Genomic DNA, 14,812 nt, shown 5'->3' on the forward strand with positions numbered 1-14,812 from the left:
CGACTTAAGTAAGCCAGAGTTCTTAGTTCTTTTTATCAAAAAACATGCCGTCACCCGAAACTGCCGCATACGGATTGGCGTACTGTGCGGAGTGGGTTTTCTTTTGGTTCATCAATGTAATGTCACTCTTAATTTCAGCGAGCTGGCGGTCAAGCAGAGGCTGAACAACTTCATTCAGCTGGAGGATGGCTAGCCCCATCCGCTTTTCTTCTTCCGTAAAAGAAACCGGGATTTCGCTCAGCAGCGATTCCCGCTGATCCAAAAGCTCATTCAACCGCTCAATGTAGGGTTCGCGCTCTTCTTTCGGAAGACCGCTCGCCACGTGGCCGTGCAAGTTATGTGTGATCTCAAGTAAAACGCTGACCGCTCCCATCTTATACTCGTCCTCCCTGTCCATACTGCTGACGGCGGTTGATCTGGATAACTTCCTTCCACGTATCACGGAATTCCGTCACAAAGCTCTCCACCTCATCCAAAATCTCAATACTGCCTTGTACATTCGCCTCTATTAGTCGGCGGTTCAAATAATCGTACATCAGCATCAGCGTCTGAGAAACTGGAGCATCCATATTCAACGTCACCATGAGTTCCTGGATGATCTTCTGGGCTTTCAGACAGTTCGTGTTTTTCTCTTCAAGGTTTTTATTTTGAATGGCTTGCTTAGCCTGAGCAATAAACTTCAGACAGCCATTATATAGCATCAATGTCAGTTCTCCGGGCGATGCCGTCTGAACTGAGTTATTCTGGTACGACTGGTACGGGTTTGGTAAAGACATCATGTCACTCCCTTAGGTTTTGTTGCTTGGTTATTGTCCGCCGCCGAACTGTTGGGACAAGTACATACTTTGTTGATTGGAACATGAGATCGCTTGTTCCATGGCGGTGAATTGGCGATAATAGCGGTCCTCTACCTGCGTTAGCCTTGTGTTGAAATTTGTGATTCGTGTGTCCATATCGATAAGCTGCTTTCCGATCACAAACTGATTGTTCGTACGAAGCGCGTTACCTGCTTTCGCTTCAACCTTATCCATAATAGAGTCAATGGAATCACGAAGACGGAAGGCAATACCTTTTGTATTACTTGTCGTTCCATTATTCGCAAAGAGTTTCATAACAGCTTCAGGATCTTTTGCGATGGCATCTTTCAGCTTATTTTCATCAGTGATGATCAGCTTGCCTTTTTCAAGGTAGTTGGCAGACGTTTGAATGCCGATTTTCGCCAGCTGATCATAGTCGGATTTTCCGGTATTCACACTGGCATACATGTTGCTTCGCAGTTGGTTAAGTCCGCTCGATAAAATGGTGTCTCCCTTTAGCATCCCGCTCTTAGCTTTGGCATCCCATAGCTCAGCCTCTTTATCCGAAAGATCTTTCCGCTGTTCATCAGTTAGAGGCGTATAGGTACGATAACGCTCTTCAGAAACTTTATCGTTGATCTTTCCAATGGTCGTATTGTACTGATCTACAAACTTTACAATAGAATCAAAAACCCCCTGTGAGTCCGTTGAACTTGATATAGTAACCGGATCCGTTGTATTGGATTTGAGGTTGTACGTAACCCCAGAAACAGTGAAGGAATTGGATGGACGAGTCATTTTAAGTCCATTAAGAGTGAAGGTTGCGTCTGTACCTTGGGTGCTATTAGAATTGCCTGTCAAATTGTTATACGTATTTGTTGTAAAACCTAAAGACTTAAAAAAATCCTGGGTGTTTGAATCTGAAAGTTTAATTTTTGAACCTGCACCTGTTTCCTTGTTGGTGATAACCATCTGACCTGAGCGGCTGTCATAAAATGCATTTACTCCTAGTTCAGAATCAGAAATTTTTTTCGCCAAAGAGTCCATGGTTTCAGTTTCTGGATCAATAGTTATAGAAAATATTTTATTGGTAGTTCCGTCAGCTTCTTTGACATAATCTGTTGCCCCAGCTTTGGTTAGGTTAAATTTCAAAGTAGAATTCAATGGCAGCAATCCAGCATCCTTCAGTTTCACATCAGAACCAGGTACCTTTCCGTTCGAATCTTTTACTCCGTTGCCTATCCAGGTTCTCGCTGTAGCTAGAGTAATATCATCCATCGTCGTGCTGATATTTCCAGAGGAACCGTTTGAAGTAGCGGTCACAGCAGATTCATTTGTACTCGTCACCGTTTTCTTCAGAAAAGTACTCTGCCTTCCTACCCCGTTAAAGATCAGCTGATCAAAGTCTTTCAGCACTTTATTCATATCGCGATAGTCATCCCGCTGCCATTCCAGAAGCTGTTTCTTCTGGGTCAGCTTATCCAATGGCACGCGCTCTGCTTTCATAAGATCCTTAACCATAGAATCAATGTCCATTCCACTGGCCAGGCCGCTAATTCGTGTAGTCATTCACATCACCTCGCATTATATTTTTTTATCAATAAACAATCCTACAAAATCAAGCATAGATGCATACATGTCCAAAAACTTTTTGGAAGGAAGCTCTTTAATAACTTCCTGTGTTTTATCATCAATAATTTGAACGTAATAATCATTTAACTGTTCATGGAGTACAAACTTGGATGAAGTGTGGGCCGGAATTAACAAATCGTTGATTCCCTTCACCATTTCTTTTAATTCTTTTGGATTCGGAGGGCTTTCACTTGGTGATTTGTTGTCCGTTGGGAATTCGCTGACTTTTTCTGCTAGATCTAATGGTGTGTTTAGGGCTACAGATGAAGTGATACGAGTTAATTCCACAATAATCTCTCCTGAAATGAAAAAGTTGATCTACTAGTTTTATCGGTAAACATCCATAAAAATCAAGATGAAATCAAAAAAGAACCCTAGCCTTTGCTAGGATTCTAAATAAAATTAATTGGGAAACTCTGTGACTTCTTCCTCCAGTACATCAACTTCCACTTTTTCACTTTCCAGGCTGTTATAGCTGGTCAAGCTTACTTGGACAGTGCCTTCTTCAGTTAATTGTGCTTTCAGTTTCACCATCACATCACCATCTTTGGAAACCTTCGCTGTACCAAGCAGGGTCTCACCAGATGCATTGTACACTTTCACAACATCTTTCGCTTTAAGGCCTGGGACAACTACAGTGTCTGCCATATCTACGTTATTGTTAACTATAATAGTTTCCGGTGTTAAAGCTTCTGTTGTCGTTTCTTCAGGTACCTCAGCATCCACTTTTTCACTTTCAATTTTGTTGTAGCTGGTCAAACTCGCTTGAACACTTTCTTCTGCCAACTGAGCCTTCAATTTCACCGTTAAATCTCCATCTTTAGATACCTTTCCTGTCCCCAAGAGGGTTTCGCCAGTTGCGTTATACACTTTTACAACATCTTTCGCTTTAAGTCCCGTAATGAATACGGTGTCCGAGTTGCCTACATTATTACTAACGGTAATCGAATCCGCTGATAACTCATCAGATGCCATCTCTTCAGGTACTTCAGCATCTGTTTTGTCACTTTCCAGGCTGTTATATGTACTCAAGCTTACTTGAACAGTATCTTCTGCCAACTGAGATCTAAGTTTTATCGTTACGGCACCGTCTTTCGATGCTTTTGCTGATCCCAGCAAGATTTCACCCGCAGCATTGTATACTTTCACAACATCTTTCGCTTTGACTCCGCTAATTACTACTGTATCAGCAGTACCGACATTATTGTTTACAACGATATTGTCTGATGATAATGCTTCCGTAGTTGCTTCTTCAGGTACATCAACATCTACCTTTTCACTTTCTCTTTTGTTGTAGTTGGTCAAGCTCACTTGAATACTGGATTCAGTTAATTGGTTCTTTAGTTTAACGGTTAAGTCTCCAGCCTTAGAAGCTTTCCCCGTCCCCAATAACGTATTTCCATCAGCACTATATACTTTAACAACATCTTTCGCTTTAGCACTGAAAAAAGTCACAGAATCAGCTGTTCCTACATTATTGTTTACTGCGAAATAGGTTGAACCTTCAGCAAACGCAGTAGGTTGAAAAGCAGGCATAACGATACTTCCTGCTACAAGTGCACTGGTAATTAGTTTTGTATACAGTTTACTTGATTTTTGATTCATTGTAATTTCCCCCTTTTTGATGAAATGAAATAACATATGCGACCCAATTTGAGAAATTTGATCTCATCATTTTATCGGTAAAAAAACACCAAAATTTAGGATAAACCACTAAATAGCTATTCTGGTGATGTTTTATAAGTAAAATGAAACATTTATGGTATTTTAAAATAAAGGAGGTGGTAAACAGATTATGGAGTATAAAAGCTGGAAAGACATACCGAAAGAAGCATTGGAGATGATTACTGGAAAATTGTTGGGGGACGGTAACTTGACGATTCAGCCCGGGAGAAAGACACGTCTGCGTTTTTCACATAAGGTAGTCGATCAGAATTGGTGTGAGCATTGTTATAAAGAATTACTTACCTACCTCCCAGTAAATCCTCCAGTTTATCGAAAAGTGATGGATACACGAATAAAAGCAGGATTTACAGAACACTTTTATGTTCAATCAAAGACAAGCCAGATGTTAGAAGTATTAAAGGACTGCTGGTACAAGGGCAATGTAAAAGTCCTTCCTAAAGAGATCATTGAAAAGGTAATAAGTCCTTTGTGTTTAGCTTGGTGGTACCAGGATGACGGACATCTAAAAATCACCAACAATAAAGTAAAAAAGTTAATATTATCAACAGACTATTTTACAAGAGAAGAAAATCAATTTTTAATAAACACTCTTTATTCCAAGTTTAATTTATCCTTCAAATTGGACAAGCAAAATCGCATCATCCTCTATAACCAACCCCAAATCCTTCATTTTCTCTCCATAGTAGAACCATACATTATTATGGAAAGGAAAAAATTATCGAATGAAATACACTTCCTACAAAAACTTACTCGAAAGAGAACCACAATATATCTGCCTAGCAGTATTTTTATTGAGAAGCCTACGAGGGATATATTAAATTCCATGAAAGAACTTCCCCATCTAATGATGAAAACCATTGAAGAAATTCAATGGCTATATCAGAACACTGCTCAATTGCGTACGGATATTTCTAATCGGCCGTATCAAATCACTATTCCAGCAGAAAGACTTCAACAGTTACAATATCTACAACAAAAGACCGGCCTCAGAAAAAACATAATTGTAGAGCTTTGTTTCCAAATAAAAAATGGCCACCTCCAAAGAGATGACCATTAGGAAAATTAACGAAGAAGTTGAAGAACTCCTTGCGGTTGTTGGTTGGCTTGAGCCAGCATTGCTTGTGCAGCTTGAGAAAGAATAGAGTTCTTTGTTTGGTTCATCATTTCTTTCGCCATCGTGCGAACATTTACTTTCATAAATGACCAGACTATATCTTCACCCTCTAGCAATCTAGTAGGGGTCGGGCACTTCGGATTCACAATGCTGATGACCATTGTTTCACCTATGGATTTCATCATCATAGCTTTCGCCTTAGATGGTCTATCCTAGTCGTTGAACCTTCTCCACTCTTTCGAGACAGGAGCTTGGCTGCTGATTGCCCAATCTTTCCTTTTTTTGAACCGTCACGCTTGTCGTTTCCAACTACGTTGTGGCAAGAAAAGCTTAAGGGGTTTCCAGCAATTCACCCGATAATTATCACTGACCGTTACCAGCCAGGACGACTGTGCTTGTCACTGCCTAAGCAGCTAAAGCATAATCTACGTCACGGATACGAGATTCCGCAGCAGTTAGGTTTTCAGAAGATGTACCAAGATTGTTGATTGTGTGCTCTAAGCGGTTTTGAACAGCTCCGAGTTTTCCACGCTCAGAAGAAACAGAAGCGATTGCTTTGTCAATAACAGCAATTGATTTTGAGGCATCTTCTTTATTAGAAATGTTTAAAGCAGCTTCAGCTTTAACGTCATTTGTTCCATTTGTTACTGAGTTAGTTTTCGTAAACCCTACTTGTCCGGCATTCCCAGTAATACCAATAGCAGCTGAACGCATATCGTTAATAGTTAATGACATGCTTTGGCCTGTATTTGCACCAATTTGGAATTTAGTTGAATAACCAGATCCTTGTGCACCAGGTCCTACAACTTGATTTATATTACCAATTTTTTCGGTTCCAGCAAAACCTAAACTTGATAAAGCAGTACCTGTCCCATTCGCTACTGTAATATCTTTTCCAGTCTCTGAGACAAACTGAATCATATTGTCTTTGGACAAAGATGCGGTAACTTTACTATCTAAACCTGCGCTTTGTAATGCTGCATTTAAGTCTTTTACAAGGTCTTGCATTGCAGCGTTAGCAATATTAGCATCTGAATTTTGTGTGTCAAAGATCTTTGGAGTTGTTCCAGAATTCAACTTAACTTCTACAGCACTGTCACTGCCTACAGTGAACTTTAGTGTATCAGTCGCATTAATGGTTTTATCCCCACCAGTTAGAGCAGTAGTTCCTTGCATTCCAGCACGTTCTATGAGTGAAGGATCTCCATTTCCTTGAACTACTGTTGGCGGTGTAGTAGTCGGGTCTGTAATGAAACCTATTTTAGCTGTTTCAGCTAGAGTACCAGAAACAATTACTTGGCTAGCAGGACCAGTAGATTTTGATGTAAATTCTAGTTTAGCTCCAGTCGAATTAATATCCAATAAATCAGATAATTTCACTCCGCCTGAAGTTAATTGACCTAGCTTTTCCTTTAGTTCATCAACCTGTTCTTGAGCTGTAGATGCGCTTAATGGACCTCCTGCATCTGGGTCGGCATGACCAATTGACAAAGCACCAACATCAAATGTTCTTCCATCAACAGTAATGTTAATACCAGCACCAACACTTAGGGCTCCAGTTGAACTGACCGTAGCTCCAGTGACTTTCCCACTTGTTGCTTGTGTAATTTTCATTCCATCGTTTGAGCCAATTCCACCATTCAACAACTTTTGAGTATTAAACTCAGTAGTATTACCAATACGGTTAATTTCAGAAGTTAATTGGTTTAGCTCATCTTGCATAGATGAACGGTCAGCATCAGTAGCTGTTCCATTAGCTGATTGGTTTGATAATTCACGCATACGTTGAAGAATATCGTGAGTTTCATTTAATGCACCTTCAGCAGTTTGAATCATAGAAATACCATCCTGTGCATTTCTAGAAGCTTGATCCAACCCACGAATTTGCCCACGCATTTTTTCAGAGATTGCTAGCCCTGCAGCATCATCCCCAGCACGGTTAATACGAAGACCTGAAGATAATTTTTCCATTGACTTTGATTGTGCGTTAGATGCCGCGTTTAATCTGTTATAAGTGTTTAATGCAGCAATATTGTGATTGATTTGCATTTATATTTCCTCCTTGAAATGTGTTCCGCCCACATCCTTGTGGTTGGTCATGTTATCAAACAAAAAAGACGATTGCGGCCGTCAAACATCTTGATTGTTTGCTCACCACTAATATCGTCTTTTAGATTGAAATGTTTATAGCTTTTTACTTTTTTAGAGTTTTTTTAATTGATCCATCAAGCTGATTGAGGTGTTTGCAGCTTCACTGTTTTCGTGTTTAATTGAGAGGTAGATTTCCTTACGGTGAATTTCTACTTGTTTCGGTGCGTTAATTCCAAGTTTCACCTGGTCTCCTTCAATTTCCAAAACAGTGATTTCAATATCGTCACCGACTTGAATCGCTTCTTTTGTTTTACGGGTTAGTACTAGCATGATTTATACACCCCGCTCTTCTGGCTGTAGGGTGAAAATAAGATGCCTAGACGTATACTCATTATCATTAAGTACTACTTGCTTCCCAAGGCTCTTCACTTTATTAATGATGACCGGCGCTTGAAGGTTGGCTGTTGATTCTTTTAATTCATCTCGTAATGTTACAATGACTTGTACAAAAACATCCTGTTGCTCCTTGATGGCTAATCCCTGAACAACAGATTCAGGCAGTGTAAAATCGTAGCCAGGAAAATACGTAAACGGATCAGCTGTTACAAAGGCTAGCCCTGATGTAGTAACGGACTGCATGACGGAAAAGGGAGTATCTTCAAATGGAAGAATGACAAACTCTCTTTCATCTTCAAATCCTGGAATTCCCTGTTCGAATGTTATGACTTCATCTTGATTAACTTCTATATCACCATGAAATTTGGTTTTTAGTTTCATGTTTTCACCACTTTACTTTATTTGGTCAATCTCCTGGCCTGCTACATCAACCCTTAGAGAAGGCCATTGCTTCATATCAATATGCACCTCACCAGGTTTGTAGCTGTGAAGAGGTTTGTTAATTCTAGCTTCAATAATTGGTTTGTTAACTTGCCAGTCAATATTAACTTTTGCTGGTTCATAGTTTGTTTTTACACTAAAAGGAGAAGGAACAAACCCAATGTTGAATTCCAGCATTGGATCCTCTCCATTTTCCTTAGCCTGATCAGCAATTGGCTGGCCACCGTTTTCGATTTTCATCAGCTCATCACCCTGCTGAGCCATTCGTGCCAGTCCATCCAGCCAGTCACTGTATCCTTTTTGGGCAAACTCTTCAATACGCTTAGAAATGGGCTTTAAGTCCATGTCTGCCCGTGCCTGTGACTGGTCAATCGTAAGCTTTCCAGGAGTGGTTTCAATACTTAGATCGGTTTTTTGCTGCTGAATTTCAAGATCTGCCGGCTGCTGTTCAATTTCCTGCACCGGCTGTATGGTGGTTATTCCAATTTGTCCTTTTGTTGATTCCATTCTAAGCTGAGGAACGCTCATAGTAATTCCCCCTAAAAAAGATAGAGCTATCACATTGATAGCTCCATTTTAGCGTAAAAAGTCCAATAATGATGGCTGAATAATGCGGGATCCTACACCCATTGCCGCTCGAAGCACGCTTTCTTGTGATTTCATGTCGGTGATCACTTTTTCCACGTCGGCATCTTCATTGTCAGAAAGAATACGGTTTGCAATAACTTCCTGTTCGTCCACCCGGTCTTCCATGAGTTCCAGGCGATTGTTTTTGGCGCCCAGCTCTGCTCTTTCAGCAACAATTTTATTAATATGCCCGTCTAGTAATCCCAGGAAATTACCAATCTCTTTGGTATAGCCAGCAGGTGTTGTCTGAGAGTCCAGGGCCTTTTCCAATGCAGATAGATCACTGAACAAACCATCTCCGGGATTCGTACCAGTTGTAAAAATTTCTGAACCTTTCACATTGACACCAAGCTGGATACCTTTGGAGAGTTCAATTTTCACATCGTTGCTGTTGATCGATACTTTTGTTACTTCTCCATTTGTCAAAGTAACTGGAGCATTAGTTGTATCATTCCCATTGAAAATATACTTTCCTGCAACCTGTGTGTTGGCAATGGTGACTAAGTGCTCTTTCAGCTGCTTGATTTCTTCACCAATTGCCGCTTTTTGATTATCTTCATAGGTTCCATTGGAAGCTTGGACCGTTAGTTCACGGATACGCTGTAAAGCACTTGTTGCTTTGTCGAGTGCATCGTCAGAGCTTTCCACCCAGTTATATGCCTCACCAAAGTTTCTCTTGAACTGCTCTACCTCCGTTAGATTCGTGCGGTAGGCCATCCCTTTCATCGCAACAACCGGATCCTGAGAGGGTCTCGTAATCTTCTTTCCTGTGGAAAGCTGATCCTGGTATTCTCCCATTTTTGCATAACTGCTGCTAAGGTTACGCAGCATGTTTCCTGAAAGCATGCTTTGTGTTACGCGCATGACTTGTCACCTACCTTCCTCCAACACCCATACCGTTAATAATTTTATCCAGTATCTGATCGACCATTGTAATCATTCGTGCAGATGCGTTGTAAGCATGCTGGAATTGAATCATATTGGTCATTTCTTCATCCAGTGAGACGCCGCTTACCGATTGACGGCGCTGATCGACGGAATGTGCGAGTGTATCCGAGTTCGCAGCCATACGGTTCGCCTGCTGGGCATCAACTGCCATTTTTCCAATCGCACCTTCATATTTTGACTTTAGATTGGTAGAGTCTTTTACACCTGCCAGGTTCAAAGCATTGCTTCCATCACCAGCCGCTTTACTTGTAGCTGCCGCAATGTTTTTTAGGTCATCCGTAATTACTGATGAAACTTTAAGGAGCTTTGCTGCGTCTTTCTTGTTTGTGCTAGCATCAATTTCCACTTGATCACTTGCTGTTGTAGCGGGATTCTCCAAAGCAAAAAAGTCATTTGGGGTTTGAGTCCCACTCTTAATATCATTCAAGCTCCATCCATTACTATGGACGGTATTAAATGCCTTCGCAAAATCCAGAGCCAGATTATCCAACTGATCCAGCATAGCTGGATAATCATTATTGTAAGCCGAAGTCAGTCCTTCAAGTTTTCCTCCAACTGAAGTGGAAGACAACGCTGTTCCACCTAATGAAAAGCCGGAAATATTCCCGTTATTCTCATCAACAGACAGTGTTTTAAAAGAGATCGGAGTGCTCGCGCCATCTACCAGTTTCCCTAATGAGGTCCCGGATGGATCCATCAGCTCGATCGTGTATTTCCCTTCAGCCAGCGGTGAATCTATCGTGCTGCTAGAAGATTTAGTAACTTTCACATTTACAAGCTGGGAAAGACGGTCAACTAGCTGATCCCTTTCATCATATAGATCATTTGGCAGATAGCCATGCGGCTCAATCTCGCTGATCTGTCGATTAATATTGCTAATCTGTTCAGCGATTGAGTTGATTTCTTTAACCGATATGTCCACCTGGCTCTTAATATCATCTCGAATGGTAGATAACGAGGTTGATAGATAGTTAAAGGTCTCAGCGACTGCTACTCCGCGCTGGCGAACGACAGAACGGGCACCATCGTCTTCAGGATTTACTGCTAAATCCTGTAGTGATTGCCAGAACTGATCGAGGGTCTTGGACAAGCCGTTATCACTTGGCTCATTCATGATATCTTCCATTTTCTCCAGAGATTCGCTCCTGGCTCCCCAATATCCTGATTTTGTGTTTTCTCCGCGGAACTGCACATCCAAGAAGCTTTCCCTCACACGCTGAATCGACCCAGCTTGTACACCAGTTCCCATCTGTCCAGGGACTTGCGGGCGGTTCATAGCTGGTGCGGGGTAAGGCTCCGTCTGGGTAAAATTGACCCGTTGGCGGGAGTATCCGGCTGTGTTTGCATTTGCGATATTCTGCCCGGTCACTTGAAGGGCATATTGCTGGGTTGTCATTCCGCGGCGGGCGGTCTCTAACCCGTGAAACGTTGATACCATGAATGTTCCTCCGTTCTAGGCTTTTGAATCAAACAGGGAAAAGCTCCCTGCTCCCGCATATTCCTTTGCCTGCGGACGGCTGTATGTTACTTTTTCCGGCTCCGGCATGAACATGTTCAATGACATGTTCACAAACTGCAGCGACTGATGGATCAGCTGCTGGTTCAGCTCGTTGCGTTCCTTCAAAAGCATGTATTCTTTAGAAAGCTCATATTGAAGAGCTTCAAGCTGCTCTTTCTCACTTGGAACAGCCTGCTCAATCAGTTCTGACATCGTGAGAGTGCTTGTTCCATTCCGCACTTCTTCAAGCTCCATCAAGGTCTTCACATGTTCGTTCTCTTTAAGCATCAAGGCATCGAGTGCTTTGACGTCACCTGTTTTTAAAATCGCTGTTTTCTGTTCAGCGATGCTGTTAAGTTCACGGTGGATGTGGAGAAGCCCGTTCAATAAAGATTTCATGTCCTTTAGCGCCATGAGATCCTCCTAGTTATTCCAGAACTGATAGAACTTCCGGGCGACCTCTCTTGCGTCTGGCTGGTACTGGCCGGAATCAATCTGGGTTTTAATTTCATGTATTTTATCCTGACGGCTTACTGAAAATTGCTGTGATGATTGAAGTTCTTTCGCTTCAGCTGAGATTTGAATTTCGTCGCTCTGCTTCATCTTTTCCTCGTTTTTGGAATATTGTGGGTTTTGTTTAGTGTAAGGGTTAATATTGACATGATTAAAGCTATTGATCTTCATAGGATTCACCTCTATTAAGCAGGATCGCTCCTGCATTTCCTATTTCTTATATCGGTTTAAAATAACAAGACTGAAGCTATTCACGTAAAAATAGGACTTTTGATTAATCGGTATAGTAAGACCTTCCTAGATCAACAAGCTTCTTTTGTGATTCTTTTTCATTTGTTTTCAGATCACCCATGATTGTTTTTTTGCAGGAGGTACATAGCCGCCCTTCCTGGGTCGGCCCTTCACATGTTTCACATGGATAATAAAAGTTCGGAAACCCGACCACACGGATTCTACCCTGGCGGATAAACTTTGTGATTTTCTCTTCATCCACCCCTGTTTGCTGATGAACATCAAGCAAGGTTGCCTGCCGGTTCTCCCGCTTCCTCATATACTGAAACACCTTTTCAAACATCAGCTCTTCTTCCGTGTAGCACGAATCACATACTGAACGAAGGTGCTGAACATATAAATTTCCACAGCTTGGGCAATTTTTCAATTCTCCCATTCCGATCACTCCTCTAATATCTCTACCGTAATTATCGGAAGGAAGATTGGAATGTTGATACACCCTCATCCTAACTAAACAAAAAAAGTGAAAACCTTCCTTAACGGCCGAGTGTCATGGACGAAACCTGCAAAGCACTTGCTTCCTTCAGCACCCTTGCAGCCTGTCTGAGCGTTGCCCCCGTTGTATATACGTCATCAACAAGAACGACGCATTTTCCTTTAGTCAACTTAGCGTCAACAGCCAGCTCAAAAATTGTTTCCTTCATCTCCAGCCGCTCCTGTCTCGACTTCTTACTCTGCTTCTTTTCATGCAAGACCCTTTTCAGTGCATGCACGACATCCACACCCAATAATTCCGCCAGCAACTGTGCCTGGTTAAATCCCCGCTCATAATGCCTTTCCTGACTCAATGGCACAGGTACAACTACAAATCCTTTAAACTCGTGCAGATAAATTTTTCTAAGCTCCTGTCTAAACCCCTTCACCAGCTCGGCATCACCTCTATATTTCAGCCGGCTGATTAGTTCCTTTAAAAAATCGTTGTAGACATACAATGACCGGTTCTTAACAAGAACACCGCGCCAATTGTCGTCTTCTTCCCAACGTATACAGTCGTTACATCTATTTTCTTGTCGATATTGCTCGGGAAATAAAGAAAAAGAGCGTCCGCAGATCTCGCATATTTCCCCTTCAATTCTCTCTAAGGAAGAGCTGCATTCCTCGCAAAAGTGCATATCACCAGCAATGCCAAGCACAAAGCTCCAGCTCACCGTCTCGTAAAAGCCTTCATCACAATACATGCAATAATTCATAAACCTGCCTCCCGATTCATCCCTTCAATGTGCCGTCTAGCATCCACCATCGCATTCGTTTTTCCATAATGAAAAAACAGAACCTCGCCGTCTGGGTCATCCTTGCTTCGTCCGGCACGACCGGAAATCTGCACGAGTGCACTCTCCGTAAAAATATCCTCTTCTGCACCGAGCACTGCTACATCCGTATAGGGAACTGTAACACCGCGCTCTAGGATTGTCGTTGTCACCAATATGGATATATCGCCCTTCCGAAACTTCATGACCTTCTCTTGCCGATCAGGGTCTTCCGCATGCACACCCTCAATACCCGGGAAAACTGCCTGCAATAACGCCGCCACCTGATGAAGAGCCGAAACAGACGGAACAAACAGAAACCCCTGCCTCTTCATCTCTATCTGACGCCCCACCCATTTCATCACGTTGCTCGGCAATCTGCTTTTCTTCAATCCTTTCTTCCAGTTACCACTCCATTCAAACCGTGGAACAGGCAGTGGAAAGCCATGAAACCGAAGCGGAATCTTCACATGCGGAAGTCCTCCTGCCACCGTTCTTTTCTTCATCTTCCTTCCCGGGGTTGCACTTAAGTAGAGAAGCAGAGCATCCTCCTTCTTTGCCTGGTGAACCGCATGCTCCAGGGACGAGTCATACGAATACGGAAAGGCGTCCACTTCATCAACCACCACGAGATCAAACGCATCCCGATAACGATATAATTGGTGTGTTGTTGAAACCACAAGCTGTGCACCTTCCAGCTTTTCCTCACTTCCTCCATACAAACCTGCCAAAGTAATACCAGGAAACACTTTGCGAAGCCGAGGCAGCAGTTCGAGCACAACATCGGTTCTCGGAGTGGCCAAACAAATCCTCTGTCCAGCCTTCAGCGCTTTTTCTACACCATGAAAAAGCACCTCTGTTTTCCCAGCACCGCACACCGCCCAAATCAGCAACTCACCTTTACCCCCAACCCGGGAAACCAACTCATCCGAAGCCTTCCTCTGAGCAGCCGACAACTCACCCTTCCACGTCAAAGCAACCTCATCCAGCTTCCATTCCAACTCAGGACCGCACCAGCGGACAAGCGGGGTACATTGGCTCACCCTCCCCATCACAAGGCACTTCCGGCAGTATACACATTGCTTCTCCTTACAACGAAAACAGGAAAAAGACGCAAATAAACGCGGCTTATCGTTGCCACAACGCTTGCATACAAACGAACCGCCAGCTTCTTCTATTCCTTTTTCATAGGTTAAGCAGCCATTAAGATAATGCTCATGAATCACATCAATCGAGTAGGGTAGTTCATCAAATAAGAGGAGTTTGCCTGATAAAGAGGCTTGTAGTTCAGCAGAAAAGGGGTATACCTCACTAAAATCGGGGGTATCAAGGACTTGAAGCTTGTGAAAGGAAACAGGCACAGTACTGACAACTGGCGGCTTCAGCACTTCAGGAACCGCCACGCTTTTTCCATCAACAAAAAAAGAGACGAACCTCATGGTGCCGTCTCCTGTTGATAAGGAATTTTCATTATCAATTCCTCCATTTGTTTATTTAGGCTCTTTTCTAAAAGATTGTTGCTTTGGGAAGA

The 14,812-nt window shown here is 42.4% G+C and carries 17 protein-coding genes and 1 pseudogene; 1 reads left to right on the forward strand and 17 read right to left on the reverse strand.

What is annotated here, in order from left to right; genetic code table 11:
• Positions 1 to 22 precede the first annotated feature (22 nt).
• From M1K46_RS01755 to M1K46_RS01775, 5 genes are all read right to left on the reverse strand, one after another.
• On the reverse strand, positions 23 to 373 hold the full coding sequence (locus M1K46_RS01755; protein WP_256224608.1) for a hypothetical protein: 351 nt from the start codon (positions 371 to 373) through the stop codon (positions 23 to 25).
• Between the two features lies 1 nt (position 374).
• Positions 375 to 776, reverse strand: coding sequence for a flagellar export chaperone FliS (gene fliS / locus M1K46_RS01760; RefSeq protein ID WP_256224609.1), 402 nt, complete (start codon positions 774 to 776; stop codon positions 375 to 377).
• Positions 777 to 806: 30 nt separating this feature from the next.
• Complete coding sequence (locus tag M1K46_RS01765) at positions 807 to 2,366, reverse strand: flagellar hook-associated protein 2 (RefSeq protein ID WP_256224611.1); 1,560 nt, start codon at positions 2,364 to 2,366, stop codon at positions 807 to 809.
• A 15-nt stretch (positions 2,367 to 2,381) separates the two neighbouring features.
• Positions 2,382 to 2,717, reverse strand: coding sequence for a flagellar protein FlaG (gene flaG / locus M1K46_RS01770; RefSeq protein ID WP_256224612.1), 336 nt, complete (start codon positions 2,715 to 2,717; stop codon positions 2,382 to 2,384).
• 114 nt (positions 2,718 to 2,831) lie between these two features.
• Positions 2,832 to 4,034 carry a hypothetical protein gene (locus M1K46_RS01775; protein WP_256224613.1) on the reverse strand — a complete coding sequence of 401 codons (1,203 nt, stop codon included), beginning with the start codon at positions 4,032 to 4,034 and terminating at the stop codon, positions 2,832 to 2,834.
• Positions 4,035 to 4,224: 190 nt separating this feature from the next.
• On the opposite strand from M1K46_RS01775, the gene M1K46_RS01780 reads away from it, so the two are divergent.
• Entirely contained in the window at positions 4,225 to 5,172 is a 948-nt protein-coding gene (locus tag M1K46_RS01780) for an endonuclease (protein WP_256224614.1), read from the forward strand.
• A gap of 5 nt (positions 5,173 to 5,177) precedes the next feature.
• Here the strand turns inward: M1K46_RS01780 and M1K46_RS25720 are convergent.
• From M1K46_RS25720 to M1K46_RS01845, 12 genes and pseudogenes are all read right to left on the reverse strand, one after another.
• Positions 5,178 to 5,294, reverse strand: a pseudogene (locus M1K46_RS25720) (flagellin); the annotation flags it as partial.
• A 340-nt stretch (positions 5,295 to 5,634) separates the two neighbouring features.
• Entirely contained in the window at positions 5,635 to 7,278 is a 1,644-nt protein-coding gene (locus M1K46_RS25605) for a flagellin (RefSeq protein ID WP_305583853.1), read from the reverse strand.
• A 153-nt stretch (positions 7,279 to 7,431) separates the two neighbouring features.
• On the reverse strand, positions 7,432 to 7,650 hold the full coding sequence (gene csrA, locus M1K46_RS01800; protein WP_256224615.1) for a carbon storage regulator CsrA: 219 nt from the start codon (positions 7,648 to 7,650) through the stop codon (positions 7,432 to 7,434).
• 3 nt (positions 7,651 to 7,653) lie between these two features.
• Positions 7,654 to 8,097 carry a flagellar assembly protein FliW gene (gene fliW, locus M1K46_RS01805; protein WP_256224616.1) on the reverse strand — a complete coding sequence of 148 codons (444 nt, stop codon included), beginning with the start codon at positions 8,095 to 8,097 and terminating at the stop codon, positions 7,654 to 7,656.
• Between the two features lie 12 nt (positions 8,098 to 8,109).
• Positions 8,110 to 8,685, reverse strand: coding sequence for a DUF6470 family protein (locus M1K46_RS01810; RefSeq protein ID WP_256224617.1), 576 nt, complete (start codon positions 8,683 to 8,685; stop codon positions 8,110 to 8,112).
• A 48-nt stretch (positions 8,686 to 8,733) separates the two neighbouring features.
• Positions 8,734 to 9,648: a flagellar hook-associated protein FlgL gene (gene flgL / locus M1K46_RS01815; protein WP_256224618.1), complete on the reverse strand. Its 915-nt coding sequence runs from the start codon at positions 9,646 to 9,648 to the stop codon at positions 8,734 to 8,736.
• A 10-nt stretch (positions 9,649 to 9,658) separates the two neighbouring features.
• Positions 9,659 to 11,170, reverse strand: coding sequence for a flagellar hook-associated protein FlgK (gene flgK / locus M1K46_RS01820; protein ID WP_256224619.1), 1,512 nt, complete (start codon positions 11,168 to 11,170; stop codon positions 9,659 to 9,661).
• Positions 11,171 to 11,185: 15 nt separating this feature from the next.
• Positions 11,186 to 11,644: a flagellar protein FlgN gene (locus tag M1K46_RS01825; protein WP_256224620.1), complete on the reverse strand. Its 459-nt coding sequence runs from the start codon at positions 11,642 to 11,644 to the stop codon at positions 11,186 to 11,188.
• A gap of 9 nt (positions 11,645 to 11,653) precedes the next feature.
• Positions 11,654 to 11,914: a flagellar biosynthesis anti-sigma factor FlgM gene (gene flgM, locus M1K46_RS01830; RefSeq protein WP_256224621.1), complete on the reverse strand. Its 261-nt coding sequence runs from the start codon at positions 11,912 to 11,914 to the stop codon at positions 11,654 to 11,656.
• Between the two features lie 103 nt (positions 11,915 to 12,017).
• Positions 12,018 to 12,410, reverse strand: a complete 393-nt coding sequence (locus tag M1K46_RS01835; RefSeq protein ID WP_256224622.1) for a TIGR03826 family flagellar region protein — start codon at positions 12,408 to 12,410, stop codon at positions 12,018 to 12,020.
• Positions 12,411 to 12,510: 100 nt separating this feature from the next.
• The gene (locus M1K46_RS01840) at positions 12,511 to 13,224 is read right to left on the reverse strand and encodes a ComF family protein (protein ID WP_256224623.1); all 714 of its coding nucleotides are present in this window, start codon (positions 13,222 to 13,224) and stop codon (positions 12,511 to 12,513) included.
• A complete protein-coding gene (locus tag M1K46_RS01845; RefSeq protein ID WP_256224624.1) occupies positions 13,221 to 14,720 on the reverse strand; it encodes a DEAD/DEAH box helicase in 1,500 nt (499 codons plus the stop codon). The genes M1K46_RS01840 and M1K46_RS01845 overlap by 4 nt, the downstream gene beginning before the upstream one ends.
• Between the last annotated feature and the right edge of the window lie 92 nt (positions 14,721 to 14,812).

The sequence above is a fragment of the Fictibacillus sp. WQ 8-8 genome, assembly GCF_024494405.1.
Classification (GTDB): Bacteria; Bacillota; Bacilli; order Bacillales; family Fictibacillaceae; genus Fictibacillus_C; species Fictibacillus_C marinisediminis.